Raw genomic sequence first — 26,228 nt, 5'->3', positions numbered from 1 at the left:
GGTACAAGGATCACGTCTATCTTAAATCTGCCAGCCATATATCGGGCGATTGATCCGAAAAGTCTCTTTTTATATTTTGAAAGCGAAATCTAGTCCTCTCCGGCCCCGAGTTATCAAAATCCACTTAGAGTAACGTAAAGGATAGCGGTTGGCGATGGGAATGGCGCGGAGATGATTCAACGTTTGAATCGGTGGTTAGAGCAGCAATGGGTGACTCCGGCCTTTGGGGCATTACTGCTGGGCGGCCTGGCCTTGTTCTTCTTTGGGGCGGCAGTCAATTCGATGTCCGGCTGGCTCTATGTGATCACTGGGATTATGCTGGCCTTGCTGATGGTCGGGGCATTAACACCCGTAGGAATGATTCGGGGCCTGGTGATCACGCGCTTGCCGATCCGACCCGTCAGTGTTGGGGATGCCCTCACCCTAGAGCTAGAACTCTCTAATCCCAGCCAAACCCCGCGCGCCCTGATCACCCTTGAGGATCATCTGCCCCCAGGCCTGGCCAGTCAAACCCCACCGCCCCATGTCATTGCCGACTTGCCCACCCAAACCCAGAGTCGCTATGTCCACAAAATAACTCCGACCCGGCGCGGCATTTATCATTGGGAAAAAGTAACTCTCCGCACGGCGGCCCCCCTGGGTTTATTTTGGTGTCAGCGGGCCTGGGATGTGCCAGCAACAGCCGTAGTTTATCCGATTGTTTTACCCCTGCAGACCTGTCCGCTTTTGGATCAACTGGGTCAAGAAACCTCCCAACGCTGGGTTGACCGTCAATATCAACGGCAATTGGCCACGGAAGGCTTAACCCGTTCCCTCCGGCCCTATCGTTGGGGAGATGCTCTGCGCTTGGTGCATTGGCGGACGAGTGCCAGGTATGGGGAATTACGGGTGCGAGAGTTGGATGCCTTGAGTGGTGGTATAGCAGTGATGGTTGGCCTGGATGTCAGCAGGGCCTGGATTCCCGATGAATTTGAACAGGCCGTCATGGCGGCGGCGGCTATTTATTTCTATGCTCGTAAACAAAATATTCCCGTTGAGCTTTCCCTGGGGGATGTGGAGCATTTGAGGAACGAAACCGCCATTCTCCGGGCCTTAGCCGCCATTCAACCCCAGTCTATCCGCCCCGGCTCCCCCCCTTCTGTCCAGACTCCAATTCTTTGGCTCACCACTAATGCGGCCAGCTTATCTCAGTTATCCCCAGGCAGTAGTTGGTTGCTTTGGCCTGGCCTGGATCCAGTCGAGGGAATCAATAACCTCCCGATGAATCAGCTAACTCCCGGCCGACTCATTAACCCCGGATTACCCCTCCAGCCCCAACTGGAACGTCAACTAGAGAATGCTTGGGTTAGTTCCCTTTAAGCAACGGGTTATGAGGCAGTCGCAATCGGATCAGGAATGGTGGCACTGGGGGCCTGGAACTCTCCGGTGATCACAAACTCCAAACGTAGCTTCAACCACTGAATAAATTGGGGATTAGTAGAAATAATGGCTGCGGCGGGTTGGGGGCATTGATTGCGCTGGGGAGATAACTCAGGAGCAGTTAAAAATGCGGGTTCTGACACCAGCCAAAAGTCAATTTCTTTCCCTGTTTCTTGATAATGCCGCCGCCGTTCCTTCAACACTTCTTCTAAAGGTTCTTCCTCGACGAGAAATTTACGACTGGCGAGGACATAATAGTAGGTCTGCATAGGTTAGTCAAAGAACTTTAGTTAAGGTGGGCGAATCTCAAAAGCTGAATATCTGCGCTTTCCTATGCTACCAAGGCCTGGGAAATCCAGAGAAACCCTCAACTCTCAGACATCAGCACCATTAGCCTAGAGTGAATTGGGAATCTCAGCGGCAAAGCTTTCGGTACGGGTAAAATAAAACGGCCCAGCTACAGAACCCCAAATATGCTCATCGGTTTGCGGATCCCGACCCCGGTCATGGCTAATGAATTTTTCAGCATCGATCTCAAAGGTGCTGTCTAAGTAGGTGGTTTTCCCTTTGCGAATTACAGTACAGGCCTTGCCCGGTTCGACTTGCCCCTGAAACCCTGTCCCTGTCCAGGCCACGATCATGTTACAGCCCGGCAAAAGCTCTAAATCAACTTCTGTTAGCTCTTGGAGACGATGGGGATTGCGGGCGGCTCCGTAGAATTTTTTCTCATCCTTGAGGGTGTAGTTCTTAATCGCAATCTGATCCGACCTCACCAACAACTCTAAAACCCGCACCCGATAGGGCACAGAGAGTAAATAGTCATAGGCTTGTTCGACATATAACCCCAGGCCAGGGACGACTCCTTTGGGCAAGGGGCGCATACAAACCCGAATGTGAGCAAAAAAGGGTGGGTTTTCAAAGGCCTGGGCCTGGTTACTAAAATCAGCGGCCATCCAGCGGGCTAAGGTCAGAACATCAGTAGCATGGGACATAGGAAAAATTGCGGTGGAGCGACTTTTGGGCCTGGAATTCATGGACTTTATGATCCAGCCTACAGGAGAATCTACCCAATGAATATAGCCTGTCTTACTACCTCCAATATCGCCTTGTCATCTTATATGGTCGCTTTTAATGGTGTCATAGATATAAGGGTCTGCATCCCATCCTAACCATGTAGAAGTCAAAGATTTAACGGTTGAGGAAATTAAGCTCTTAACCTAAGAAACTGTGGCTGAAATCCTTCAAACTCTACGATTGATCCTGATGCCGTTCAATCAAAAATGTGGCCATAAAAATTGAGCTGTCTTGGTGATGATCTGTAGCGACTATTGGATAATTTCATCAATATTCATATTATTTTGATCGTCAGCTTCTTTGTGATTCCGCATTTCAGTCAGAAAATCATTCATGGAAGGTTTGTCACGCCGTTCATAGCGGTCTTTGGTGTAGTTTCCACAGCCAGGCCTGAAATGTTGAATAAACCGAATGACATTAACCACACCCAGGGAATCAACTCAGACCTTATATCCCCAACAAGGACTTTAGTAATCAAGCAACCAACTTTCATCTAACACTTGCTCAATTGTTGCAATAGAAACTTGCGGAAATATTTCTATGTCTAAGCCAGTCTTTAAGCTGGTAATTTGTCGAGCATCATCATAGATTTCTTGATGGATTTCTAATATGCTGAATTTTCACACAACTATCTGGAAGTAACCTGATTTTAGCCTAGTCAACTGGATTGGAAGAGAGAATATGACATTGGGCCTGATCTCGTAGCAGATGATCACACAAAACCAATGCCACCATCGCTTCTACCATTGGGACAGCCCGCGGCAAAACACAGGGATCATGACGACCTTTAGCGGCTAAAACCGTTGCTTCCCCGGCCTGGTTGACGGTGTTTTGAGGTTTACCGATAGTCGCTGTAGGCTTAAAAGCAACCCGGATAATGATATTTTCACCGTTAGAAATACCCCCTTGTATCCCCCCAGAGCGATTAGTGGTAGTCCGAATATTGCCCTCTGGATCGGTATAAAACTCATCGTTATGTTCCAGGCCTGTCAACAACGTTCCCGCAAATCCTGAGCCAATTTCAAACCCTTTAGTGGCAGGGAGTGACATCACAGCCTTGGCTAAATCCGCTTCTAACTTGTCAAAGACGGGTTCACCCAGGCCCCGCGGAACATGACGCGCCACACATTCAATCACCCCCCCCACGGAATTAGCCTGCCGCCGAATTTCATCAATCAGAGCAATCATTTTCGCGGCCGCATTGGCATCTGGGCAACGGAGGATATTACTTTCAATTTGCTCCAGGGTCACCGTGGCCGGATCAATGTGGGCTTCTAACTCTCTAATCCGGCAAACATAGGCCAAAACTTCTACGCCAGCGACTTGTTTGAGAATTTTCTTGGCAATCGCCCCCGCCGCCACCCGACCAATGGTTTCCCGCGCCGAAGACCGGCCACCCCCCTGCCAGTTGCGAATCCCATATTTTGCGTCATAGGTAGCATCGGCATGGGAAGGACGGTACACTTGGGCCATCTCGGCATAGTCCTGGGCCCTTGTATCTTTATTGCGTACCAGGATCGTAATCGGGGTTCCCAGGGTTTGCCCTTGAAAAACACCGGAGAGAATTTCACAGGTATCGGCTTCTTGGCGCGGGGTGGTAATCCGGCTCTGGCCGGGGCGGCGGCGATCTAACTCAAACTGAATATCAGTCACATCTAGGGCTAGTTTTGGTGGACAGCCATCTATGACAACACCAACCCCTCCCCCGTGTGATTCGCCAAAGGTGGTGATCCGAAATAGATGTCCAAAGGTGTTGCCCATGATAGATAAAGATGCGTCAGGATAAATGACTGGAATATTGTGCTTTTCTAGCTTCTCAGATTGAGGGATAATGCTTAACAGGTTCTAGCCAATTTGGGTTAGATTCCCCATCCCCTTGGATACCGCTGGTTTTATTGCTACCGAAGTTTAGGAGATTGACGGAGTTATAATTATGTCTATTTTGTTTCAACTGGCTTTAGCGGCGTTAGTCATTTTGTCCTTTGTCATGGTGGTGGGTGTGCCGGTAGCCTATGCTTCACCTCAAGATTGGGATCGGTCTAAACAGTTACTCTACATTGGCTCCGGGGCCTGGATTGTTTTAGTGCTTTTGGTCGGTGCCCTTAACTTTTTAGTGGTTTAAGCGTTCATGGCTGTTTTTGAGGGGACATTCCATCAACTTAGTGGCTCTCGGTTTGCCATTATTATTGCCCGGTTTAATGATCTAATCAGTGCCAAGTTATTGGAAGGCTGTCAGGATTGTTTACGGCGGCATGGGGTCGATCCAGATCCAAATGGGACTCAGGTGGACTACATTTGGGTTCCGGGAAGTTTTGAAGTGCCCCTCGTTGCAGCCCAAACCGCAGCTAGTCGCAGATATGCCGCCGTCATTTGCTTGGGAGCCGTGATTCGCGGGCAAACCCCCCACTTTGATTATGTTGCGGCAGAAGTCACCAAAGGGATTGCCACGGCCAGTATGCAAACCGGGGTTCCAATTATTTATGGGATTTTGACGGCGGATACGATGCAGCAGGCCCTAGAGCGGGCTGGAATTAAGAGCAATAAAGGCTGGGATTATGCCCTGAATGCCTTGGAAATGGCCAGCTTAATGAAACAACTCCAACAGGGACTGGCTGGAACGACGGCAAATTTACCCCCCAATCGGGAACACGCGCCCCAATTACCCTCTAGCTAGACCAAGGGATTGACGGCCCGGTGCGAGAGAGTTGTTAGGAGATATATCCCAATTAAGCGGTGGGAATTTATTGCCGAGGCTTAGCCTTGTTAACTTTCAGCGTCCGTCCTAACCACATCGCCCCGTCAAATTCGGCAATAGCGGCTTCTTCTTCCGCATCGGCTGCGAGTTCTACAAAGGCAAATCCGCGCCGCTTTCCAGTTTCCCGATCGACAGGTAGAACAACCCGCTTAACCGTACCGTGCTTGGCAAAGATTTCCCGTAAGTTTTCTTCGGTTGCATCGTATGATAAATTGCCTACATAAAGAGTCATAGCCCAGACCAGAAGCATCCTTGAAGAAGATCATAGCTTGACCACTTTGATTACCATGCGTTCCATGCTACAAAATCAGTTTCTTGGAACAGAGTTTTAGTTTAAGATCATTGATTCTTAATTTATTCTTAACTATAAAATCTTAGAGACGATAGCTTGTGCGGGACGGAGTTCACCCCTGCTGAAACGGCCTGGATCGCTCTAGTTTTCTAAGCTGTTGCAGTAAATCTCGGGCAATGGCCTGGCTCCCCCCAGAGTGACCGACTCGTTCTCGCCCATTCACCTGACAGGCCTGGAGATAGGTGGGGTTATTCCAGGTTGCTTTGACCCAGGCCCCGACCTGCTTAATTTGCTCATCCCGGTCTAAATTTGGAGCTAGGGTTTGGACAGAGAAACCAAGAAGTCGGTTTTGAGCCTCAGCAAAGCGATACGTGAATTGAGGCCCAGGCCCAGGAATTTGTAACACAGGTTTCCCCAGGCCAACTGCTTGTTCAACGGCTGTCCCCGCCATCCCCCAAATGAGGTCACAGGATTGGAGAATATCGGCAAAGGCCTGGTAGTAGCAATGAACTGTCACGTTGCTTTTAGAGAGCGTCAGATGGTGGAGATTCTTTAGATCGAACTGTAGATGCCATCCTTCAAGTTGACTGATCTCCTCCAGCATTTTCGGGGTTAGTACCGCAACTAAAGCGACTAAAAACTGAGCCGGAGTTATGCTGCCTACACCAAAACATAAACTCAATAGTTGTTTCAAATTATGAGCCGCTTCTGGGACACGACTTCCCGGAAAGAGGGCAATAAGGGGTTGATTGCTGGCATGATCCTCACGGGTAACGACTAGGCTCTGGGGTTGAATCGCATCCATAATCGGATACCCCAAGAATTTAGCTTTTGTAATTCCTTTGCTTTGTAATTCCTTGGCGGTAAAGGCATCGCGGGTATAAATTGCTTGACAACGCTGAGAACGCAAGCAAGCCCAGGCCAAGACGGGAATTTTCAGATGTCCTTCATAATAGCTAGACGTTGAGACAATAAACCCGCAAAACGGTCGCCCCGTCAACCAGGCCAAACCCAAGACCACAATATCCCCCGTAGCTAGAATCAACTCACAGGTAGGCGCAGCCTTTAGGGTGGCCTGGAGTTGTCGCCACGTCAGCAGAATTAAACCCGAAACAATATCCCGCAGAAAAAAGAGAGGATTCATATAAAAAATTCCTCCTGATGGCATGGTTTGAGTTGGCCCAATAATGGGAATTTTTCGGGCTTGATAGGCTGTTCCGGCTCCGGCAATGGGCATTGCTAATATTTCAACATCTGGAGCTAGTTCTTGGAGAGCATCTAAAATCAATCCCGTATTCAGGTCTTCACCATGACCATTACTCAAACACAATAAGCGAACCACAGACTTACCCTGCCTCCGACTGACTACAGTAGAGAGTTATTCTTATTCATAATGTGTCCACATTCTTATAGCTTTAATAATCTTCTCGGATTCAAGTACTTGATAGATTAAGCGGTGTTGAATATTAATTCTGCGTGAATATGCTCCAACCAGGTCACCAGCTAATTTTTCATACCGAGGTGGACTCTGAAATGGATTCTCTTTAATGATATTTAGTAACTCACAAACATTTTTTTCAAATGACTTGCTGCAATTTTCTTGGCATCTTTTTAAGCCTGCTTTGTATAGACAAGTCTCCACTCAGACACCTTACCACTCCAAAGTCTGACTGCACTCACTGACAGGAGTTAAGAGGCCATCCTGGATTGACTGTCCTAATTGTGGGATGGAGAGTAGGTAAATTGTTTCTTGAATGGCTTGCCAATAATCTGCCGAAATCAACACAGCATTGCCGATTTCTCCTGAAATAACGAGTGTTTCCTGGGACTGAGCAATCTGATCAATCAATTCAGGTAGGTTGGTCTGGGCATCAACTAAAGATAAGTTAGACATCTTTTTTGTTCTTGCAGTCACAATTTGTTCTTTCTCGACCGAGAGGGCATTTATAGATTAATTATATAGAATAATCACGTGATGAAGGATATAGTCATTTCACTTAGGAATGAAACAGGAAAATACTTGAAACCCGTTTGAATAGAATGTTTGAATGTCTCAGTTTTGGTACAAATGACTATAAATTAAGATATTAAAAAAGGGTAGAAATTAAGTTCCACCCTGAGACAACAACAATTAAGTGATCTTGATTTACGATTCTCACTAAGCAATGGACAAGTCTATCAAAGAGCAAAAAAGATTAGGCTAAATTGTCTTCGATGACTACACCCTGGATACTTAAAGGGGATGAAACAGTAAATCCGGGAAAAAGCGATTAAATTCAATTAACAAGCCAGCGGTAAATGCCATCCAAACAGCAGCCAACACTGGAGCTGTGGAAAGATAGGTAAGTAAATATTTCACTTGCATGGGTGTTTGTCCTTTATAGTCGGAATACGTGAGGAATTAACGAGGAGAAACCGTAATGTCGCTATCAGCCGCAGTTAGTTCCCCAGACAAGAGTTCTTTGACGGCCAAGAGGGGCCAGAGAACACCGGGTAACATGCATTTGATTGCTAAAGGGACATCAATAACGATTTCTTTTTGAGTTGCTTCTCCACTCTTCCGGGCTGCAATCAGATAAGCCCGACCAACCCAGCCAATCCAACCGGCGATATACAAGAACAGAGCACTGGGAATTAAAAAGTCACCGGCCCGATCTAACCGACCATCAACGATTAAATGGGGTAAGCCGTCTTCGCCACACAGGGCCTGGCTATAGCGTTCAAAACGTTGCTGCCCAGAGGTGGGATCAGCGGTGGTGTTGCGGGCAGTCGCGGCCCGTTTTTGGAAGGCCGGTGAATCTTTGCACGGCACTAAACCAGCGACATCAGCAGACGCAATCGGAGTAAAGCCAATCCAGAGGCAAAGAACCAGCACAAGGGCAAACAATCGGCGCATGAAATTGTTTTCCTCAATTCAATACAGAACATGGGGTGCATCAAAGTAACGGTTAGACTTGACAAAGGGAACGGCTATATCAATTTCAGCCCGTAATTCTCTGCCAATGAGTTTACTCTGAGGCAATAACTGTTTAGAACCTTAGCAGCTAATGGCGATTATTTTAGGAATTGAAACGAGTTGTGATGAAACTGCAGCAGCTGTCGTAAACAATCGTTACATTCTCAGCAATGTGGTCGCATCTCAAGTCCTTGCCCATCAACCCTATGGGGGAGTTGTACCAGAGGTGGCCTCGCGCTGCCATTTAGAAACCATCAACCTCGTCATTGAAGAAGCCCTCGATAAGGCCGGATTGACTTGGGCAGAACTTGATGGGATTGGGGTCACCTGCGCGCCCGGCCTGGTGGGTTCTTTGCTGATTGGGGTGATGGCTGCCAAAACTTTAGCCCTTGTCCATCACAAACCCTTGATTGGGGTGCATCATCTTGAGGGTCATATTTACGCTTCTTATTTGGCGAACCCAGGCCTGGAGCCACCCTTCTTATGTCTCTTAGTTTCCGGGGGGCATACCAGCTTGATTCACGTCTATGGCTGTGGCGAGTATGAAATTCTTGGACAAACGCGGGATGATGCAGCAGGGGAGGCGTTTGATAAGGTGGCGCGCCTTTTGCAGTTGGGTTATCCGGGTGGGCCAGCGATCGATCGAGTTGCCCAAGAGGGTAATTCACAGGCCTTTGTTCTTCCAGAAGGGAATGTATCTACCCCAGAGGGCAAAATTCATCCCTATGACACCAGTTTTAGTGGTCTGAAAACTGCCATGGCCCGCTTAATGACAAAACTTCAGGACGAGAACGGTTCATTACCAACGGCTGACTTGGCGGCCAGTTTTCAAGCAACTGTGGCTCGGGCATTAACAAAACGGGTGATTAAGGCAGCGCTAGATCGGGGCCTGGGGCAAATTGTGATTGGGGGTGGAGTTGCGGCAAACTCAGAACTGCGGATGCAATTGATGGCGGCAACCACGGTTCATGGTCTGGACGTTACCTTTCCCCCTTTAGCGCTCTGTACAGATAATGCAGCGATGATTGCAGCAGCAGCGGCTGAACACTACCAAAACAATCAAGTCTCTGGGTTAAATCTGAGCAGTCAGTCTCGTCTAGCGTTGACTCAAGTTAACTCTCTGTACTCAGCTAGTTGATCTGGTTAAGATTTGTTTGTCGTTGGGCCTAATCTCGAGATAAACTTATAAAGTTGGACGCATAGCTCAGTTGGTTAGAGCACCACGTTGACATCGTGGGGGTCACTGGTTCGAGTCCAGTTGTGTCCATAAGGGTTTCAGGGTTTCCCTGATTCTGTCTTGCACGTAACTTGCACGCATTCTATAGCTAGAAATAGCTAATGAACTATGGGTGTAGGTACGAGTAAGGTGTATTTCGACTGGCTCTATCAGCGTTTGCCTAAACTTTCATCCCTATGTTGAATATTCGGTGAACAAACTAGAATATTCACTCCACAAATTTAATCTGTATATCAAGAGTCGATTGCGGTTAACCGCAATTTGGCTTAGGGGATGAACGACTTGCCAGACCGCAAATCCTTCACCGTCTGGCTGTCTTCACCCAAGACCTGAGCCTGACGGTCAATATATTCTTTCTTCGCTTCTTCACTGGGCGTAAATTCCACATGACCCATCACCCAGATCAGGGTGTCAACGTCTTTGAAATAGCTCTCATCGGGCTTATCCGACTTGACATACGAGTAGGCTAACCGCTCTACCTCGGCATCACTGATCGGCTCGTCCATCAGGTATTCCATAGCCTCTTTGACCATTGCCCGATGACGGTCGGTGACAATAATGCTCCCTTCCATAATATTTTTCCTTTTCTTGATCCATATAGCTTAAGTTGGATTGCGGTTAACCGCAATCGGTGGTTCTTGTAGTCTGAGTTACTCGTTATTGTTAATCTGGGTAACTACGGCATGGGATGTTCGATGAGAACAGGCCCCTCTGGAGCAAACTGGGGGGCATAAAGCCTTGTAGAGTTCAGCCCCATCAGGGTTCCAATCGGAATTGAAGTTCTTAGTTTCTCTAGTCCTTCGACCTCCCAAAAGATGGCCCATTGTGGTGAGTCAGTCTTCGTTGACTCTGGGCGGTACTTTTTATTACCTGGGTAGTGTCCCCGCCGTGACTCAACATGACCGATATAGGTGGCCTTCCACGTCACCATCCGGTCTAAGGACTGATCTTCCTGGGAATGTGAGGCATAGATGAAGACATCAACTAACTTGCCATCCCTTAACTTGTCAACTTCCCTGAAAACCTCAAAGGCGTTGCTACCAAAGGCTATCTTTGGCTTCAAGTCAGCATCAAGTTGTATTGAAACAGCCTCTAACCCAGAAGCTAGGTGCATTTCAGGTACAGGAGCTAGGATTGCAAAGGCATGAGTCGAAGTCACGGTCTTGCTCGTCATTTTGTCGAAACAGAAGTAGGTAAATATAAATTCTACTCAGATTTTATCTGGATTCCCCACCTTGTTCCTGCCTGATGCTCGTCAGCGGTGATTAGCCGGCCAACATAATAACAATGACCTGAAGCATAAAAGGGGAAGTCCAGCATGGAGTCTGACATTCCCCTCCGTTTGAAATCGGGAACTAAAACGGTTTCACCTTACCACCTGGGACAGAAGCAAACCCCTAGGGATGCCGCCTCCGCTTCCGAAGCCGTTGAGGGCCAACCACCGACATTTTCAAACTTGCAGTTTTCAAGACGGTACTCACCAAGATGGAAAGATCCGCCTCTCCCCGAAGCTGACGGTAGTAGAGGTAGGCATGAGGCTGATCGGGAAACGCCAAAGTTAGCTCTAGTGTTTCAAGAGTCGTAACCTCCATGTCCCGTTTACCTTGTAGCCACCGAGAAAGCTGGGCTGAGTCCATTACACGACCATGGCCGTACATATTCAAGAACGTGACCCGCTGACAGATTTCCGCTTGCGGAATGTTATAGAACTCAATCGTCTGCTTGAATGCTTCTCGATGCGTCAGTAACTTCCGCCCGTTGATGACAGCGTGAATCTCTCCACTGCCTACTTGCTTATTTTGAGTCATAGCAATTCCTCCCAAGGAGTTATATATACTTTTATCGAAGCATATTAAAAGCCAAATATGTACGTAGAAAGCAAAATATCGAAAATTTATCCAAAAGTCTTCTGGTTCAGGGCTTTGGGATGTCTGAAGTAGCTCTTGTTTGTCTCATTCTTCTATTGAGATTCGAGCCTTATCGTCTGACTGCTTAGGCGTAGCAATTCTTGCTAACTGTAGTTGCAAGCTGTGTCCTTCACCATAAATCCGTGGTGTGAGGAGTTCTTATTAGCTAAGAACGCCACATAGTCTCACTCATAACGTCTTAGGGGTGAACATGATAGGAAGTGTTTAAGGCTGAGTTATTGAGTGTCGTAATTGTCCTAAACCTTCCGTGAGAGGCGATATGAACTGAGGACTAATCTTACAGGTCTGCTGAGATTAGATTTTGCTACTAATCATAAAAAAATAGGACATTCTAGTAACAAAGCTCATTAAGCTGTCGGGAGTCCCTATTTTTATATTCAAGAAGCGTTACATTTGAGAAGTTTTGGGTATCAAGTGCATGGATAAAACGTCCTAAAATCTGCAAGATATGGGTCGTAAAAGGTAGCTTTCCTCCAAAAGTCAGCGACAAATTAGGCATCCCTCATGTTTAAGGTGTTATCAGTAATTCCTTGAGGCGAGTAAACCGGAGCTTGTCTTTCGTTTCTCGGACTGCCAGCCCGATTGCTTTTTTGGGGCCAACTAAGATCGCCAGCTTCCTGGCCCTGGTCAGTCCTGTGTAAAGCAAGTTGCGGGAGAGCATCAGATAGTGCTGCATATACATCGGCAGAATCACAACCGGAAACTCACTCCCTTGGGACTTGTGGATCGTGCAGGGCCAGGCCAAGGTAATTTCATCGAGGTCTGCCCAGTCATAGGTGACAGAACGATTACCAAAGCAGACGGTGGTTTCTTGTTCCTCCGGGTCAATCGCCTCAATCCAGCCCAGGTCGCCGTTGAATACGTCACGGTCATAGTCATTCACTCGCTGCAAGACTCGGTCGCCAACCCGTAAGATTTGCCCGCCCCGTTGAAGTGCAGGCTTCGTTAGGTCTGACGGGTTCAGCACCGACTGAAGTACAGCATTGAGGTTGCGAGTACCCACAACACTGCGGGTCATTGGGCAGAGAACTTGCACATCTCGTCTGGGGTCAAAGCCCAGGGTGGGGATAAACTCCGAGACGATGCTGGTGATGGCAATCACGCCTTGCTCGGCTTCTTCTGCCCCATGCCACAGGCAGTCTGACTCTGGCGTATCTGACATCGGCTCCAGCTTAGGATACTGCCCCTGGTTGATCCGGTGGGCTTCCGTGACAATGGCACTGGTCTGGGCCTGACGGAAGACTTCAGTCAGTCGGACGACTGGTACGGCTTGAGAGTTAATCAAATCTCGTAAGACGGCTCCTGCTCCCACGCTGGGTAGTTGGTCTGCATCCCCAACTAGAAGGACTTGGACTGTTAAGGGAATGGCTCGCATCAAGCTGTAGGCCAAGAACAGGTCTAACATCGAGACCTCATCCACAATGACGGCATCAGCCTCTAAGGGGTTATCCTCATTCCGTTGGAACTGCATGCTCTTGGGCGAAAACTCTAGGAGCCGGTGCAACGTAATCGCCTCTTGTCCGGTGACTTCACTCAGACGTTGGGCGGCCCGTCCCGTGGGGGAAGCGAGTAATACCTTTTTGCCCATGGCCCGCCAGAGGGTGGCAATCGTGCGGGTGGTGAAGGTTTTACCTGTGCCTGGCCCACCTGTGAGGATAAGTAGTCGTTGACTCACGGCTTGGCGCACCGCTTCGAGTTGCTTCGGGGCCAGGGGCAGTCCCACCCGCTCGCTGTATCGCCTCAGCCAGTTATCGACTCGTTCCATATCCACACTGACGCTGCTGGCAGTCAAGGCTTGAATCGCTTTGGCTAATCCCATCTCGGCTCGGTAGAAGGGGGGCGCATAATAGACTCCTTCTCCGTTCACCTCGGCTCGCATGATCTGTTTCCCTCTGACCATTTCATTGAGCAGAAATTCAACCTGGTCTGCCTTAGGAACGTGGTCATCCAGGGTGAGGCGTTCAATCACGGTGCTGACAAGTTGGCTGAGGGGTAAGAAGCAATGCCCGTCTTCTCCCGCCGTATCTAAGACATGACGAATCCCGGCCTGGTAGCGATACTCGCTGTTCGGGGTAATCCCAATCTTGCGGGCAATGGCATCAGCGGTGACAAAGCCAATGCCGTAGATGTCGGTCGCCAGCCGATAGGGGTTGTCAGTGACGACCGTGACTGACTGCTCCCCATACTGCTTGAAGATTTTGACGGCATGGGTGGGACTCACCCCATGGCCCTGTAAGAAAACCATGACATCTCGAATTGTCCGCTGGTCATTCCAGGCCCCTTGGATTTGCTTGACCCGTCTTTCACCCAGGCCAGGGACTTCAATTAATCGGTCAACTTGACTTTCAATGATTTCTAGGGTTTCTAGCCCGAAGTGGTTGACGATTTTGCGAGCGGTTTTCTGTCCAACTCCCTTAATCAAGCCACTGCCCAAATATTTTTCGATGCCGTTGAGGGTGGCGGGCTTCAGTTCTTCATATCGTTGCACCTGGAGTTGGGAGCCGTACTTGGGATACTCTCGCCACTGCCCCCAGAGTCGGATGGTGGTTCCTGCCTGAAGTTGTGGAAAGCTGCCAATGATAGTGACTAGCTCTTGATACCCCTTCACATCGAGCCGAGCTATGGTGTACCCACTATCCGGTGAGTGAAAGGTAACTCGCTCTACTGTGCCTTGGATTTCTTCGACTGTTGGGGAGGCCATACCGTGATGGTTGCGGGTGACGACAACCACTGAACAACTTAGTCCTATTTTCCGATCAAGGATAAGAACGCCCTATTGTGAAGCAAACCAAGACAGGCGAAGTGAACTGGCTGCCGTTGATGCCTACGATTCGGGCTGCCCTGGAAAAGCAGTACAAAGAACCCTTTGCCAAGGCGAAATTCTGGGGTCAGGAACTGGAGCATCCTAAACCCAGTGCCTTAGTCTTTCCTGGGCATCAGGGCGGGGCATTAGACATTCGGCGGTTCAGTATTACCTGGAAGGCGGTACTGACAGGGTTGACCATTCCGCACAGGTATCCTGATCGCCAAAAAGATGAGTTTAATTCTTTGAATGTTTTACTTAGCTCATCCCTAAAGCTTTCATAGCTGCGGTCATCGGATCTGAGAAAAATATTGGGTCAACCCTCTCCATAATCTCACCGGCTACTTCTAGAAAATTACGCTTATTCTCAAGGGGAACTAATGCTCGACGCGCCCCATTATCCATGCTTACCTGTAATGGTTCGACAAGTGTTCGTACTGCTTTAATATTTCCTTGAATGCTCAAGTCACCAAGAACGACTAGACTCGCCAAGACTGATTGCTTTTTGAGGGCCGAATAGATTGCCACCACCAAAGCAATTCCTGCTTCACAGGGAATATGGTTGCTTAATAGATCTATGGCTTCAACATAAAAATCAGTAGTATCAAACTGCTGCCCGATGCCTATCTTTCCTTTCTGGCTTTGTAAGTAGGCAAAAGCTCTCTGGAGAGATTCTTTCATCAAACCTTCTATCCCTCCTGACAGCTTTAACTTCCCCGTTCCAGGAGAGCAGCCAACTTCAAAGCGGTATAGTCCCACCTTACCTTGGTCATCAACGGAAGCAGTATAGACGGAGCCAGGCGCGAGCGGATCAGTAGCAATCATATCCCGCCCCCCCTGTTCAGGAACCCCAACAAATCGCTCCTCACAGGTTTCTCCATTTATATAAGAGAAGGATGTTTGGTGGTACTCAAATGAACCCATTTTTTTAAGTTGTTCTTTCACTCGTCGTCGACCTTCAATTGCTAATTCCAGAAGTTCGCCTAGCTCACTCTTGGGCACTTCTCCGTGGGGATAAATCAACTTAATTAACCCTGATACTGATTTTCGTACCGCTTTGACATCTCGAGCATTTAAGTGGGATCCAAGTGAAAAATAGCGGTCGATTATCTCGGTAAAATTGTGCTTGCGGAGTTCCCTTAAGGCCTCTGCTAAATAATCGACTACAAAGCCATAGCTATTTGTGAAGAACTCCATGCGCATTTTTGGGAGTTCCCAACCCGGAATGTAGAAGTGAATGCGGTCGAGGAATGCCATATCTTCCCTGATTACTTCGGGCATTGGCATAAACAGGTGTGATGACCGAACCATGACATCGACGGGTTGATTAGTGTTACCAAACATTGCTATCGATGCCATACCTGAAAGCGAATCTTTGCCACGGGCAAAAGTGCCAGACTCGCAGTAGGTCTTCAATGTGGTAACCACTTCTTTAGGCATTTTTTGTAGATCAGCCACCTCGTCAAAAGCTACCGCATCCCAAATACCAACTAGACCCATCTTGCCACTAGCTATGTTGTAGAAGAGGTTAGCCGCTGTTGTAGGGCCAGTAAGAAGAATGGAGTAAGGAGTCAATTCCTGATACCCATAACTTTTGCCCGTTCCTCGGGGGCCCAGTTCTACTAGGTTAAAATTCTGCTCGCATAAAGGTATTAACCTTGCAAGGAATAGTAGCTTACTCCGTTTATCAAAGTGCGACGGCTCCAGTCCAATACTACGAAGCAGAAGGTCAATCCACTCTTCAGAGGTGAACTCTGCTCTGCAAGAACGGTAATCATCAAGATCAAATGTGGCTAGTTGAATCGGCTTGAGGTTGTCAATCCAAAAGGGGCTGCGTTTGCCCTTTTGCTCCTCGTCGTACTGGTGCCGAATATCCAGTTGTGCCCAAACTCCCCCCATCAGTAAGCGGTCGTAGTCCCGCAAGTAATGTTCAGGGATATGGACGAACTTATGGCCAAAGTTCTTCAGTTCAGCCCAATGTTTGTCATCTTCAGAGAGGTAACGTACCTGCACTTTATCGATTAAGGTATATCTTCCCTTATCTTTGACCATCGATTGTGCTTTGTTAGATTCATCGGGTCGGACAAAGTTAGATGATAAAGTGTTATTCACAACTTTTAACCCGGCTTCAATCGCTACAGGGTCATCCGTAGCGCAATATTTTCCCAGCAAATACTCAAGTACAAAGACAGGGATATTTGCTCCGACTTTTACCTTACGAACCAAGTCCTTGCGAACTACCTTGCCTGCAAATACAGATGCTACTTTACGATCTAGCTCAGACACAGTTTATCCTCACATTGAAATAGCAACGTCTATCGTCAGGGGTTCTGCCAATTCTACTCCTGATGTAGCATCTAGCAAGTAGACCCCTACTGTCTTCTGAGAAATCTCTTCCAATAACATTAGTGTGATTGTATTCGGCTCAATTTGTTTGTTGTCATGATCTGCAATCTTTAGCTTCACTTCGCCTGTGGCATCTTCAAATCCATAGGAGGCACTAACAGGGCATGAGACACATTTCTTATTGGCACGTAATTCAAGCTTTACGTTGGGTGGGGTAAATCCAAACAAACTTAGCTCACTCTGTATCCCAGATATCTGAACGGAGAAAAATCGTGTCGTTAACTTTGGTGTACCGGGGGTTAGTATCCACTGCACGCCTGTTGATTGGAGTTGGGGTTTTACTATCGAATTCAGAACCACAACAGGAACAATCAGTTCTTGGGGAGATAACCCGCCGTGGAAATAGGCCCGCCCGCCTCCTTTTGACTTGAAACAAGCAAATGTCCACGGAGTTGCGATGTCGAATTCGCTGTCTACTCCCAGAGAGGCTAAAGAAGTCCGAAGATAGGAGAGCTCTGATGTCCCTCCCAGCCCAACCCACACTCGGCGGTGGAGGTCTTTTACTTCGCCCCCTGGAGCCTCGATTTTCATATCTTCCCCAAGTTCATCCGCAAATATGTGTCCGTGATCTGCTGTGAGCACAATGGTTTTTATGCCGAGGTCGGCTAGCAACCGTATTCCCCGACGCAGTTGGCTTAACACACCATCAATTTGAAGACGAGCTTGTGAGATGTTGTCCTGCTCGCCCAGTTCATCAATTTCCTGAGAGGTTATCAGGATCAATTCGGCATTTTGAATACTGTCTCTCACTTTCTTAGTCGGTTTAGGAAGAAGATCATCTAGCTTGGCATCGAAGACGGATACACCAGCTTGCTCTCTTAGAAATTTGATTCGATCCTTGCGATCTTTAATTACTTTGCCTGCGATCTCCAGCCCAAGCTTGCCCCCTCCCACTGATACGACTTTGGCTGATTCATCAGCATTTGGTAATAAAGCTGCCATTCCAATCTCGGTGATGGTTGGCATCATAGCAATGGCTGGCTGGATCTCGAAAGTGAAGTCTTCTTTAAGTACTCGACATAGCTCACTGGCCATCTCGAAACGCAATGCATCAACCCATAGGTAGGCTACCTTGCCATCACTAAGATGAGGTTTGACTCTTTTCTTAAAAACTTCTCTCTGCTGCAATAATCCTTTGATGGGATGTTCTGCTTGTTGGTAGTGGGTGATAAAGTGTTTAGCTAATTCTGAGCCAACTTCGGTGTAACGTTGTTCTGCCCTAATGAGCAGCTTTTCTAAACACTCGTGATCGTTGCTACCGGCAAACTCAAAGTTATACTTCCGACTCTCCATGTGTCGATGGTGGGTATCTAATGCACACCAAGGTTCATCGTCATCAGAGTAGGATTTAACTAGATCCAAAACCGAACTTGGCGCTTTCTTAATAGCCCGACCCACCCGATCAGCTTCAATTAAGACTTCAGCCGCAGATAAGATAAGTGCCCACCGAGCTTGAATCTCGGGTATCACGTTAGACCAGAAACTGGATAGTCGATACTTGGCAAGTTCGACTAAAGCTAAATTTGCAGCCTTGATCAATTCACTTTCGACATACTCCAGCAATGCAAGTTCAACACACAAGAAGGTTTCATTTTCCTGGAGAGACTCGACTGGAAGTTGTAGTTGATTGAGGGCTAGCTCCTTCTCAATCTGCTTAGATACAGTGACATAGCTGTCTCGCATGTTTCGGCTGTTCCGCCATGTTTGTGTCAACCGTACACAAGCATCGATGCTGCTTTTCGTATTGGCAATGGGAACTGAAGCAAGAGATGAGGGTAATTGCTTGAGGCTGGCAAACAAATCAGTCAACAATATATATTGTCCCAACTTTTTTCGCCAACTTGCTAAGGACTGACTAGCAGATAATTCAACGTCAAAACTAACTTGAAAGAGATGTTGTAATTCCTGTTCAGCAGCTTTCTTGACCACATTGTTATCATGCCGATCACTATGCAAAAAGTCTAAAGCTACTTCTTGGGGGTTTGCTGTACCGAAAATCAGGGTTAGGATACCCGTTGAAATATCCTTACCTTTATCTGCTAAGGAGTTGAGATCATCTAAGGATAGCTTTCCTGCCTCCACTTGGTGTTCGATTTCAGAAACCTGTTCATCTCCCAGAATAGGCTTCAGAGCGTTTCGGGCCACGACTGACAAACGGGTATTGCATGATGGAGGTTGTTGTTTGGGTTGCATAATGACACCAGCACAATCAAGTTCAATCAATGCATGATGTGTCTCCATTCGATCCATTGGCACATACACGACCAGACGTGGGGGATGGTTATCGTTGAGCAAGTGATCAATGTCCTCGCGTAATTTGAAGAAGCTACCCTCGAAGAGAGCCACAGTGGTATTGGGGAGTGAGAGTTCTACCGCAACCGATTCATAAGCTTGCTCCGGGTCATACCAGACAACTAGACCCTTTTCATCAACCTGCTTGGTGATCAATTGCACCAGATAGTCACTGACAACTCCCACCATTAACGAGCCTCCACCATTAAGTGCTCTGGAAAAAGCTCACACAGTACGTTGCAGAAGTCGTTGAGTTGGAGTTCTGGGCGACAGTATGGGCTTTCACGCATACGGAGCATTCCTTTACTGCTCAACGTTGAGAAATATTGCTTCGTAATTTGAGCCGCTTCCAAGATATACCCATTATTTTGATGTAGTTCTCGGAGTTGGCAGGCGCGAAGCCATTCCTCCTCGCTAGTCAGTGCCAGGATCGTATAGATATCCAGTGCATGGTAGCTGCCGAACTCTTTATTCATGTCGTCAATCCGATCCCGAAAGGCAAACAGTTTCATCATAGTGAAGGTCAACGGATGCGGGAGGTAGACTTCCGCTTCAAATGGTGAACCGTTGCTGGTTGTTCCATCAATCGTGATCGGCAACAGATCATCCTCTAGTGTGAAGGCTTCATCGACCGGATGGGCATGGAGATCGATTGACGGATTCGGGCGTACCCGACGGTTATTCACCTGCACAGTAGTATTCTGAAATCGGCTTTGTGGCCCAGTCAGTAGGTCGATTTTTAGACTTCCCTCTGGGCCACCATCCGGGCCAGGCCTTGCAAACTGGTATTTTTCTGCTCCTGGAATGACCTGATATCCCAAACGGCGAAGCGTCTTCGACAAAGGCTTCAACTTTGCAGAGTCAATGAGTAACTCAGGGCGCAGGAAGAGATCAAGGTCGTTAGTGGAACGCGCTTCGGGCCACTCTGTTAACAGTGTTCGCATTCCAAGTTTTCGGATGTGTTGCTGTTTTAAGTAAATCCCATAGCCACCCCCGATAATAAGCGATAGGTTCTCGTTCCGTATCTCAAAGAGCAGATCAAGCAGCGCCGTGTGAAGAGTGGGCATTGTGTTCATCATTGACTCTCCCGGGTATGGCGGAGAATGTAACTTCTAACTTGATCGGCAGTCTCGCGATCCCGTTTGTCCCCATGCATCAATTCCAACCAAGTTTGCACAGGTGATGCCCAATAGAATCCATCCTTTGGACGGGCATCGAAGTACAGTGGTTGATCAGTGGTTTCAATGAGCTTCACGTTGGGAAAGCGGTCAGTTTCTCGACCATTCAAGAGGGATTGGATACGCCTTGCGTCTGGACAGTAAAGGCTCAGGATTTCCTCTCGCTGCATTGACGCATAGCGGGAGACTGACGACAGACCAGTCGCGACCCATGGCCCTGCTTTCATTTCGACTTTTGCACTGATTAATTGCGGTAACTGGTCAAATGCACAGTCAACCTTGAGGCGTATCGGCTGAGATTTTGGCGGTTCGTAGTTTTGTTGGAGCAGGTCAAGTAACTTATCGGCTTGAAGGAGTCGGGTATTTTGTCCGCGCTCAATGATCAAGTCCTCTTCAAGTTGTTTGAGGGCTTTGGAAATGGTTCCCATCCTCACTGGGGTTTTCCCGGCAAACTGAGCTAAAACATCACGACGATTTACTTCAGCCTCGATAGCATTGAGATCGTTAAATTTAGGCAGCACCAAAAACACTCGGGCCACCATTGATGTGTTCTTACGGTAGATGTTTTTGATTGGTGACGAGGTGGCAAACTGATTCGAGGCACCGCTGCGAAAGACGCAGAATTTGTTCGGCACGATCACCACGCCGTTCCCGCACCAATCCACACCACTGATTCCACTGGCTTCTAGTTCCTCAAGGTGTGATGCGCTTAAGAAAGGCAGCATGACAAGCGGATAGCAATTTTTGGGAAGCTTTGACATACCGATGCGGCATAGAATAAGGGCTGCGTAAAAAGCCTTGGGAGTGAACAGGGGCTTGTACCCTACAGCGAAGCTGACAATTTGATCATCCCATCGAGTCTCAATCTCAAAGTCCCACCCCTGACCGCTCAAGTATGTTGGCTTCACTTCCCGAAGTTTAAAACTAAGCGGGGGTAGGCTAAGCTGGTCGTCTTTCAGCCAGCGTATGACTTCATTCTTAGAGGGTGGTTTCCTATTTTTCATAACTTTCCTGATCAGGAAAATAGCATATTTTAGGAAAGTCCAGCAACAACTTGACGGCTATAGCTCTGAGAAACCTGCCCAAAGGCTCTAGCCTTCCACTAATCCTTTTTCCCGCAGTTGCTTGCCGATGGATGACCACTCGTATTTGCCTGCCATTAATTCATCCCAGTATTTCTTGGCTTCTTTCCACGGCACAAGTTCGTGAAGTGGGGCAATGTTCAGGACGACGCCATCGTTGAGGTCAGGTTCGAGATGCAGGTTCGCCGCCCTCCGTAGTTTGTCCTCGAAGTCTTGCAGTTCGGAGAGGAAGTCTTCCTGCTTTTCGACTTCTTTCGCAAGTCGCTTGGCCTCTTTGCCGCTGTCACCCGCTGCGGCCTTCTGGGACTGGAGCGATTCGAGGCGGCTGGTTTCCAAGCGAATCTTCGGCTCGACGTAGTTCACCAGCGCCTTGAACAGCAGGTCTTTGTCGAGCCGGTGGTAGTAGAGCCAAATGGCGTAGTTCTTCTTCGAGGATTGCAGTAGCCAGTAGATCGGCGCCTTGCGGCTACTTTGTGAATATGTGTCTACATGAGCCTGCCAGAATCCACCCGTGGGCGCTTTTCGCAAGTAGTCTCTGAGGCTGTCAGTCCCCAATCGCTGCGTCATCTCTTCCAGTGCGTTTTCTGACCCTTTATCGAAGAGTACGTCTAGGCACCGCTGGATAGCGGTCACGATGTCGTTGTCAGATTCTGGGTCGTCTACAAGAATGCCGCTGGTACACACAGCAATTGGATAGTCGCCACCTGTTCCTACTTCGTTCACTTCCAAAAGCGTTGCTAACGGATGTTGAGGAAGCTCCCCAAATGGCTCAGGAACGCAAGCGACTTTACTACCAATGGCGAAACGGACATCCCATCTCCCATACACGATTCCAACGCAATAGGAAGTCATCTCAAGGGACAACCTCATGCCCATCTCTTTCAGTGACCTGATCGACGTGTCATAAGCAGTCCTATCCACCGGGCGATTTGCCGTTCGTGCTACAAGTTCTCGCACGTCAGAATCTGTGACCTTGTAGGCGTCTGAGACGATCTCTTCTATCCGAGCATCTGCAGCCTGAATCTCTGTGTCCCACGCCTCCAATTGATTGAAGATGCTGTTGACTGACTTGGCGAAAGAGTCGGTTCGCTCACAAAGCATGACGTGCGGCGCGACGAAGAGAAAGTGCGTCTCGTCTCCTCTAGCCCACATTTCTTTCAGGCTGTAAATTCGCTTCGCAAGGTGCGACAGTTCATCGCCAGACTTGAGCAAGGCCGGAGCGAATGGAAAGAGATTCACATAACCTGAGTGCTTGTGCTGTCCACAATAGCAATTGACCCCATGCTGAAATAGCCGGGAGTTCATCAGGCAGAGCGCAGCCCATGCAACATGGCGTCCCAGATTAGGGAAGGCATGTCCTTCGTGTGTAAAGATTTGTCCAGCCAGCAACACTTGCGAGTCGAGGTATTCTCCTCGCTTGCCATAAGCGATTCCGGGCAGTGTGTGCAACGATTTGTTGCGCAAGACATTTGCAGTGCTTTTCGGTACTAGCGATCCGTCTCGCCCGTATAGCGCAATGTGATGCGTCTTCAGGAAGAATGGGCTGTAATCACCGCCCTTAAATGCACCGATCCATCGACGGTTTGGGCCAATTGGCTCAAGAGGACTGACCTCCCAGAACGCTCGGTAGTGGACTTCTGATTTCAGTGCGTGTCCTTGAGCTGCAGTGATTCCCGATTTCTCCAATGATGAATATGCCGTAAAGGCCCGGCGTAGATATTCAGGGAAATCATAAGCCAACACGGCATTAGGCAAGTGCAGGAAGGTCTTGGGTCGAACCCATGTAGAAGTGGGGACATCGCTGGCTGACTTAAGAGACTGCTCAATGAAGCCGCCTTTCTCCTCAACACCTACGGCCCTTGCGTCAACAAAACACGATGGATCGGACGTGGAACGATGCAGTACAGCGGTCGTGACTTCCACATTCGCATCTAGCACGCCCCAGCCAAGATCAGCAACTGCCAAAAGGCGATTATCGGGCAAGAGTGAACACCGGCGAAAATCTTCATAGGTGCTTTTAATGGCGGCGGTTCTGTCATAAATTACCCCAACCGATCCGTTGCCGCACGTGATTGCCCATGCACGAGCAACAAATGCGCACAGCAGGTTGGTGTTCCAGTCCGGGTAATATGAAGCAAGGATAGAAGCGGTAAGTTGAGAGCATTCTCCAAATGGCGGATTCATCAGCACTACGTCATAACGGTTTCGGCAAAGGTCTACGAAGGAAAACCCTCGAACAGCGTCTTCGGTAAAAAGCCGCCGTTGCAGACGTTGACCATTCTGAGCCTTCTCCGCATAGAAACGCAGTGCTTCGATCACTCGCCCTTCCGCCTGCTCGAAGAACTGGTTGTCCGTGATGTCGGAGAGATCAAAGAGGGAGGGTTGATCGGGCTTCCCGGTGATGCGATCCATTGCCACCTGAGTAAACAGAAGTGGCTGGCCTTTGCGATCCGTGGCTTGGGTCGTCTCTCTGACATACTGCTTCTTGGCAGCGGCCACGGCATCCCGAATCTCCTCCTCGATTTTGAGCAGCGAACCAGCTTCCCCCGCCAGCTTCATCTTGTCAAAGACGACCTCCACCACCTGGCCGAGGACTTTTGGCTCAAGCTGGTCAACGAACTCCTTGCGCATCGGCTCTTCACCCGGCATTGGTTCGGCACAAACAAAGTTCGACCGGGTGATCTTAGGGCGATCCTTCTTCAGCCCCATCTCTTGATAGGCCCGCTGGCAACGCAGCCACAAGGCGAGGGCCGCAATTTGGCTGGCCCGTAAGTCAATATCAATGCCGTGCAGATTGTAGGCGAGGATCAGCCGGGGAACATCTCGCTTGAGGGCATCGAGCGTTGGGTAGTCCTTTTTGAGCGCTGGGCCGAGGTCGGGGTCGGAATAAGCTTCCTCGTAAATCGTGAGCAACAGGTCGAAGCAGTACAGCAAGAAGTGACCACTACCACAGGCTGGGTCGAGAATCTTGAGTTCCCGTGGGTCTTTCTTCGGGCGGTGCGGAATGTGAACTGGAAGCTTGAGCAGTTCTTCCTGGGAAAGATCATCCTTTCCTTCGGCTGCATTATTGGGCGACTGCTCGCCTTCCTTCAGAAAAATTTCGGTAGGGCGGCGAACCATATACCGGCACTGGTCTTTAATCGTGGTGTCTCCCTTCCGCATTTCATACCAAATGCGGCCCAGTGTGTTGTCGGTGAGGAACTCGACCACATAGCGAGGCGTGAAGAACTGGTTGCGAAAGGCCAGTTCGTAGGAGTTACGGGGAGCTTGACTTTCCTTACGAGCCTTGTCCCGGAGTTCTTTAGGCGTGAAATACTGGTAGACCCAGCCAATAGTTTCGTCCTGCGACCAAATCTGTGGCCATTGCTCCCGGAGTTCTGTTTCCTCGGTCTTGATCCCGCCGCCGTTGAGCAAATCGAGAACTTCATCGAGCGTCTTCTGCCGAGGGTAGAGGCGATTGGCCGGATCGTTGGGATTGAACAACACACCGATCTCTTCGGATAGTGCCCCACCCAGCCAGTCCAAGAAGTGCCGATAAGCAATATCTTGATGGCCGGTGTTAAAGAGTCGTTCGTCCTCCTCATGCTCGGCCAGATAGAACTTCACACCATTAGAGTTCACCCCCCGACTGACCGCTTCCCGAAATTTCTGTCCACCAACGTAGACCTCACGCGCCTCCATCATCTTGTAGGCACAAAGCCGATTGAGATGCGTGAAGGCAATTTCCCGAATCAACTGGTCAAGGGCATCTTTGGGCTTAAACCCACGGGCCTTAATGTGGGCAAAGTGATCGAGAATATCCCTGCGCGCCGCCCGATCCTCTTCCATCAAGTGATTCATGGGAGCATCTGGGTCGGCAGTCACCTTCTCCTTCCTAGCGAAGATGTTGTACTTACCCTCAAGCTCCTGTGAAATGGAGTCTTCGAGCAGCTTTCGGCACTTCGTTACAACATTACGAAGCTTATTGCGAATCTCCTGATCCATGTCAGTTCACTCCCTGCGGCACCACCGCTGCTTGAGATTGAAGCTCCTTAAGTCGACTCGTCACTAAATCATCGAGCGCAAGACACACAACCCGAATCGTTTCAACTGCTTGCTTGGCCCACGGATACCTGATTTCTTGGGCACAGCCACTGGGATCATCCTGTGAGCGGTCAGCCCGATGTACGATGTCGTTCCGGCGTTTTACCGTGGAGTCAAGGAACTTCTTGATTTCGCTCTCATCGCGACCTAGTTGCATGGCGATTAATCTCCAGGGGTTGTCGAGGGCTAACAACGCTCCCGTGACGTGAATACCCCGCTTGCCACTGAGGTAGGAGAAGTTGAGGCTCCTAATCATCTTGTTAGCAACGAACAGTGGGTCTGGGTCTGCTAGTATCCGAACCGCATCACCCAGATCGAACGTGAGGCTCTTGAATTGATTCTTGATTTCTTCATCATTCTTGGGCACGAAATCCTTGCCCCGTAACCGAATTACCTCCGGCAGATTGTCCCGCAAGAGGATCGGCAAGTACGTCTCCAAGGCAGTGCTTGCTGTGACCACTGATTGACGCAGCAGGTTGCATAAAGCACTTCGCTTGATAGAAGCTGGTGGAACTTCAGCCCGTTCCCGAATCAGCCCCAAAAAGACTTCGTTGTAGATAACCATCAGTCCTTCATCATGTTCAGCATGGACCAGATCACGGAGTGTCCGAACCATCCCTTCCTCGGTGTTAGGTGCATCGTGTTCCAGCAACCGATAGACCTTTAGTAGTAAGTCCGCTGGACGGATGTTGTCTTCAAAGATTTGACGAGGACTGAGCATCG

At 48.8% G+C, this 26,228-nt stretch carries 25 protein-coding genes, 1 tRNA gene and 1 pseudogene; 6 read left to right on the top strand and 21 right to left on the bottom strand.

Annotated elements, in window-relative coordinates; translation table 11 throughout:
- Positions 1 to 171: 171 nt before the first annotated feature.
- Positions 172 to 1,359, top strand: coding sequence for a DUF58 domain-containing protein (locus SYN6312_RS04510; protein ID WP_015123677.1), 1,188 nt, complete (start codon positions 172 to 174; stop codon positions 1,357 to 1,359).
- Between the two features lie 8 nt (positions 1,360 to 1,367).
- On the opposite strand, the gene SYN6312_RS04505 is transcribed toward SYN6312_RS04510, so the two are convergent.
- The 5 genes from SYN6312_RS04505 to aroC all read right to left on the bottom strand — a co-directional run bounded on the left by SYN6312_RS04505 (position 1,368) and on the right by aroC (position 4,254).
- Positions 1,368 to 1,688 carry an MgPME-cyclase complex family protein gene (locus SYN6312_RS04505; RefSeq protein ID WP_015123676.1) on the bottom strand — a complete coding sequence of 107 codons (321 nt, stop codon included), beginning with the start codon at positions 1,686 to 1,688 and terminating at the stop codon, positions 1,368 to 1,370.
- Between the two features lie 126 nt (positions 1,689 to 1,814).
- Complete coding sequence (locus SYN6312_RS04500; protein WP_041431125.1) at positions 1,815 to 2,411, bottom strand: chromophore lyase CpcT/CpeT; 597 nt, start codon at positions 2,409 to 2,411, stop codon at positions 1,815 to 1,817.
- 333 nt (positions 2,412 to 2,744) lie between these two features.
- Entirely contained in the window at positions 2,745 to 2,918 is a 174-nt protein-coding gene (locus tag SYN6312_RS18715) for a hypothetical protein (protein WP_216594179.1), read from the bottom strand.
- A gap of 42 nt (positions 2,919 to 2,960) precedes the next feature.
- Entirely contained in the window at positions 2,961 to 3,095 is a 135-nt protein-coding gene (locus tag SYN6312_RS20935; protein WP_371257391.1) for a DUF29 family protein, read from the bottom strand.
- 52 nt (positions 3,096 to 3,147) lie between these two features.
- On the bottom strand, positions 3,148 to 4,254 hold the full coding sequence (gene aroC / locus SYN6312_RS04490; RefSeq protein WP_015123674.1) for a chorismate synthase: 1,107 nt from the start codon (positions 4,252 to 4,254) through the stop codon (positions 3,148 to 3,150).
- Between the two features lie 172 nt (positions 4,255 to 4,426).
- Here aroC and psbZ point away from each other — a divergent pair, with 172 nt between their 5' ends.
- Together psbZ and ribH are read left to right on the top strand one after the other, a co-directional pair.
- Complete coding sequence (psbZ, locus tag SYN6312_RS04485) at positions 4,427 to 4,615, top strand: photosystem II reaction center protein PsbZ (RefSeq protein ID WP_015123673.1); 189 nt, start codon at positions 4,427 to 4,429, stop codon at positions 4,613 to 4,615.
- A 6-nt stretch (positions 4,616 to 4,621) separates the two neighbouring features.
- Positions 4,622 to 5,167 carry a 6,7-dimethyl-8-ribityllumazine synthase gene (gene ribH / locus SYN6312_RS04480; protein WP_015123672.1) on the top strand — a complete coding sequence of 182 codons (546 nt, stop codon included), beginning with the start codon at positions 4,622 to 4,624 and terminating at the stop codon, positions 5,165 to 5,167.
- Positions 5,168 to 5,234: 67 nt separating this feature from the next.
- Here ribH and SYN6312_RS04475 read toward each other — a convergent pair whose 3' ends face one another.
- The 6 genes and pseudogenes from SYN6312_RS04475 to SYN6312_RS04455 all read right to left on the bottom strand — a co-directional run bounded on the left by SYN6312_RS04475 (position 5,235) and on the right by SYN6312_RS04455 (position 8,436).
- Complete coding sequence (locus SYN6312_RS04475; protein ID WP_015123671.1) at positions 5,235 to 5,480, bottom strand: RNA-binding protein; 246 nt, start codon at positions 5,478 to 5,480, stop codon at positions 5,235 to 5,237.
- A 172-nt stretch (positions 5,481 to 5,652) separates the two neighbouring features.
- A complete protein-coding gene (locus tag SYN6312_RS04470; protein WP_015123670.1) occupies positions 5,653 to 6,882 on the bottom strand; it encodes a lipid-A-disaccharide synthase-related protein in 1,230 nt (409 codons plus the stop codon).
- 42 nt (positions 6,883 to 6,924) lie between these two features.
- Positions 6,925 to 7,136: pseudogene (locus SYN6312_RS18705) on the bottom strand (Txe/YoeB family addiction module toxin).
- Between the two features lie 55 nt (positions 7,137 to 7,191).
- Entirely contained in the window at positions 7,192 to 7,434 is a 243-nt protein-coding gene (locus tag SYN6312_RS04465) for a type II toxin-antitoxin system Phd/YefM family antitoxin (protein WP_015123669.1), read from the bottom strand.
- Positions 7,435 to 7,773: 339 nt separating this feature from the next.
- On the bottom strand, positions 7,774 to 7,905 hold the full coding sequence (gene psaJ / locus SYN6312_RS04460) for a photosystem I reaction center subunit IX (RefSeq protein ID WP_015123668.1): 132 nt from the start codon (positions 7,903 to 7,905) through the stop codon (positions 7,774 to 7,776).
- A gap of 36 nt (positions 7,906 to 7,941) precedes the next feature.
- Positions 7,942 to 8,436: a photosystem I reaction centre subunit III gene (locus SYN6312_RS04455; RefSeq protein WP_015123667.1), complete on the bottom strand. Its 495-nt coding sequence runs from the start codon at positions 8,434 to 8,436 to the stop codon at positions 7,942 to 7,944.
- 151 nt (positions 8,437 to 8,587) lie between these two features.
- Between SYN6312_RS04455 and tsaD the strand changes: the two genes are divergently transcribed.
- Together tsaD and SYN6312_RS04445 are read left to right on the top strand one after the other, a co-directional pair.
- Positions 8,588 to 9,634, top strand: a complete 1,047-nt coding sequence (tsaD, locus tag SYN6312_RS04450; protein WP_015123666.1) for a tRNA (adenosine(37)-N6)-threonylcarbamoyltransferase complex transferase subunit TsaD — start codon at positions 8,588 to 8,590, stop codon at positions 9,632 to 9,634.
- Between the two features lie 55 nt (positions 9,635 to 9,689).
- A tRNA-Val gene (locus SYN6312_RS04445) sits at positions 9,690 to 9,763 on the top strand.
- Positions 9,764 to 9,999: 236 nt separating this feature from the next.
- Here SYN6312_RS04445 and SYN6312_RS04440 read toward each other — a convergent pair.
- From SYN6312_RS04440 to SYN6312_RS04425, 4 genes are all read right to left on the bottom strand, one after another.
- Positions 10,000 to 10,305, bottom strand: a complete 306-nt coding sequence (locus SYN6312_RS04440) for a hypothetical protein (RefSeq protein WP_015123665.1) — start codon at positions 10,303 to 10,305, stop codon at positions 10,000 to 10,002.
- Positions 10,306 to 10,409: 104 nt separating this feature from the next.
- Entirely contained in the window at positions 10,410 to 10,892 is a 483-nt protein-coding gene (locus SYN6312_RS04435) for a hypothetical protein (protein WP_156804929.1), read from the bottom strand.
- 238 nt (positions 10,893 to 11,130) lie between these two features.
- A complete protein-coding gene (locus SYN6312_RS04430; RefSeq protein WP_015123663.1) occupies positions 11,131 to 11,541 on the bottom strand; it encodes a hypothetical protein in 411 nt (136 codons plus the stop codon).
- Positions 11,542 to 12,169: 628 nt separating this feature from the next.
- Entirely contained in the window at positions 12,170 to 14,392 is a 2,223-nt protein-coding gene (locus SYN6312_RS04425; RefSeq protein WP_015123662.1) for an ATP-dependent RecD-like DNA helicase, read from the bottom strand.
- A 47-nt stretch (positions 14,393 to 14,439) separates the two neighbouring features.
- Here SYN6312_RS04425 and SYN6312_RS04420 point away from each other — a divergent pair, with 47 nt between their 5' ends.
- Entirely contained in the window at positions 14,440 to 14,748 is a 309-nt protein-coding gene (locus SYN6312_RS04420) for a hypothetical protein (RefSeq protein WP_041430590.1), read from the top strand.
- Here the strand turns inward: SYN6312_RS04420 and brxL are convergent.
- The 6 genes from brxL to SYN6312_RS04390 all read right to left on the bottom strand — a co-directional run bounded on the left by brxL (position 14,723) and on the right by SYN6312_RS04390 (position 26,226).
- A complete protein-coding gene (gene brxL / locus SYN6312_RS04415; protein WP_015123661.1) occupies positions 14,723 to 16,750 on the bottom strand; it encodes a protease Lon-related BREX system protein BrxL in 2,028 nt (675 codons plus the stop codon). The genes SYN6312_RS04420 and brxL overlap by 26 nt on opposite strands.
- A gap of 9 nt (positions 16,751 to 16,759) precedes the next feature.
- Positions 16,760 to 19,351 (bottom strand): PglZ domain-containing protein, encoded by a 2,592-nt coding sequence (locus SYN6312_RS04410; protein ID WP_015123660.1) that lies wholly within the window; start codon positions 19,349 to 19,351, stop codon positions 16,760 to 16,762.
- A complete protein-coding gene (locus SYN6312_RS04405; protein WP_015123659.1) occupies positions 19,351 to 20,241 on the bottom strand; it encodes a hypothetical protein in 891 nt (296 codons plus the stop codon). Before SYN6312_RS04405 ends, SYN6312_RS04410 begins: the two co-directional genes overlap by 1 nt.
- Entirely contained in the window at positions 20,238 to 21,344 is a 1,107-nt protein-coding gene (locus tag SYN6312_RS04400; RefSeq protein ID WP_015123658.1) for a helix-turn-helix domain-containing protein, read from the bottom strand. The genes SYN6312_RS04405 and SYN6312_RS04400 overlap by 4 nt, the downstream gene beginning before the upstream one ends.
- An 87-nt stretch (positions 21,345 to 21,431) precedes the next feature.
- Complete coding sequence (gene pglX, locus SYN6312_RS04395) at positions 21,432 to 25,406, bottom strand: BREX-1 system adenine-specific DNA-methyltransferase PglX (protein WP_015123657.1); 3,975 nt, start codon at positions 25,404 to 25,406, stop codon at positions 21,432 to 21,434.
- A 1-nt stretch (position 25,407) separates the two neighbouring features.
- Complete coding sequence (locus SYN6312_RS04390; RefSeq protein WP_015123656.1) at positions 25,408 to 26,226, bottom strand: HEPN domain-containing protein; 819 nt, start codon at positions 26,224 to 26,226, stop codon at positions 25,408 to 25,410.
- Positions 26,227 to 26,228: the final 2 nt, after the last annotated feature.

Origin of the sequence: Synechococcus sp. PCC 6312 (assembly GCF_000316685.1) — a bacterium.
Lineage (GTDB): Bacteria > Cyanobacteriota > Cyanobacteriia > Thermosynechococcales > Thermosynechococcaceae > Pseudocalidococcus.
This window is presented reverse-complemented; position numbering and strand designations above follow the sequence as displayed.

Bases quoted from the DNA above. Each gene is read 5' to 3' on its own strand.
- SYN6312_RS04510 (WP_015123677.1), top strand. From the start codon at position 172: ATGATTCAACGTTTGAATCGGTGGTTAGAGCAGCAATGGGTGACTCCG.
- SYN6312_RS04505 (WP_015123676.1), bottom strand. From the start codon at position 1,688: ATGCAGACCTACTATTATGTCCTCGCCAGTCGTAAATTTCTCGTCGAG.
- SYN6312_RS04500 (WP_041431125.1), bottom strand. From the start codon at position 2,411: ATGTCCCATGCTACTGATGTTCTGACCTTAGCCCGCTGGATGGCCGCT.
- aroC (WP_015123674.1), bottom strand. From the start codon at position 4,254: ATGGGCAACACCTTTGGACATCTATTTCGGATCACCACCTTTGGCGAA.
- psbZ (WP_015123673.1), top strand. From the start codon at position 4,427: ATGTCTATTTTGTTTCAACTGGCTTTAGCGGCGTTAGTCATTTTGTCC.
- ribH (WP_015123672.1), top strand. From the start codon at position 4,622: ATGGCTGTTTTTGAGGGGACATTCCATCAACTTAGTGGCTCTCGGTTT.
- SYN6312_RS04475 (WP_015123671.1), bottom strand. From the start codon at position 5,480: ATGACTCTTTATGTAGGCAATTTATCATACGATGCAACCGAAGAAAAC.
- SYN6312_RS04465 (WP_015123669.1), bottom strand. From the start codon at position 7,434: ATGTCTAACTTATCTTTAGTTGATGCCCAGACCAACCTACCTGAATTG.
- psaJ (WP_015123668.1), bottom strand. From the start codon at position 7,905: ATGCAAGTGAAATATTTACTTACCTATCTTTCCACAGCTCCAGTGTTG.
- SYN6312_RS04455 (WP_015123667.1), bottom strand. From the start codon at position 8,436: ATGCGCCGATTGTTTGCCCTTGTGCTGGTTCTTTGCCTCTGGATTGGC.
- tsaD (WP_015123666.1), top strand. From the start codon at position 8,588: ATGGCGATTATTTTAGGAATTGAAACGAGTTGTGATGAAACTGCAGCA.
- SYN6312_RS04440 (WP_015123665.1), bottom strand. From the start codon at position 10,305: ATGGAAGGGAGCATTATTGTCACCGACCGTCATCGGGCAATGGTCAAA.
- SYN6312_RS04430 (WP_015123663.1), bottom strand. From the start codon at position 11,541: ATGACTCAAAATAAGCAAGTAGGCAGTGGAGAGATTCACGCTGTCATC.
- SYN6312_RS04410 (WP_015123660.1), bottom strand. From the start codon at position 19,351: ATGGTGGGAGTTGTCAGTGACTATCTGGTGCAATTGATCACCAAGCAG.
- SYN6312_RS04405 (WP_015123659.1), bottom strand. From the start codon at position 20,241: ATGATGAACACAATGCCCACTCTTCACACGGCGCTGCTTGATCTGCTC.
- SYN6312_RS04400 (WP_015123658.1), bottom strand. From the start codon at position 21,344: ATGAAAAATAGGAAACCACCCTCTAAGAATGAAGTCATACGCTGGCTG.
- pglX (WP_015123657.1), bottom strand. From the start codon at position 25,406: ATGGATCAGGAGATTCGCAATAAGCTTCGTAATGTTGTAACGAAGTGC.
- SYN6312_RS04390 (WP_015123656.1), bottom strand. From the start codon at position 26,226: ATGCTCAGTCCTCGTCAAATCTTTGAAGACAACATCCGTCCAGCGGAC.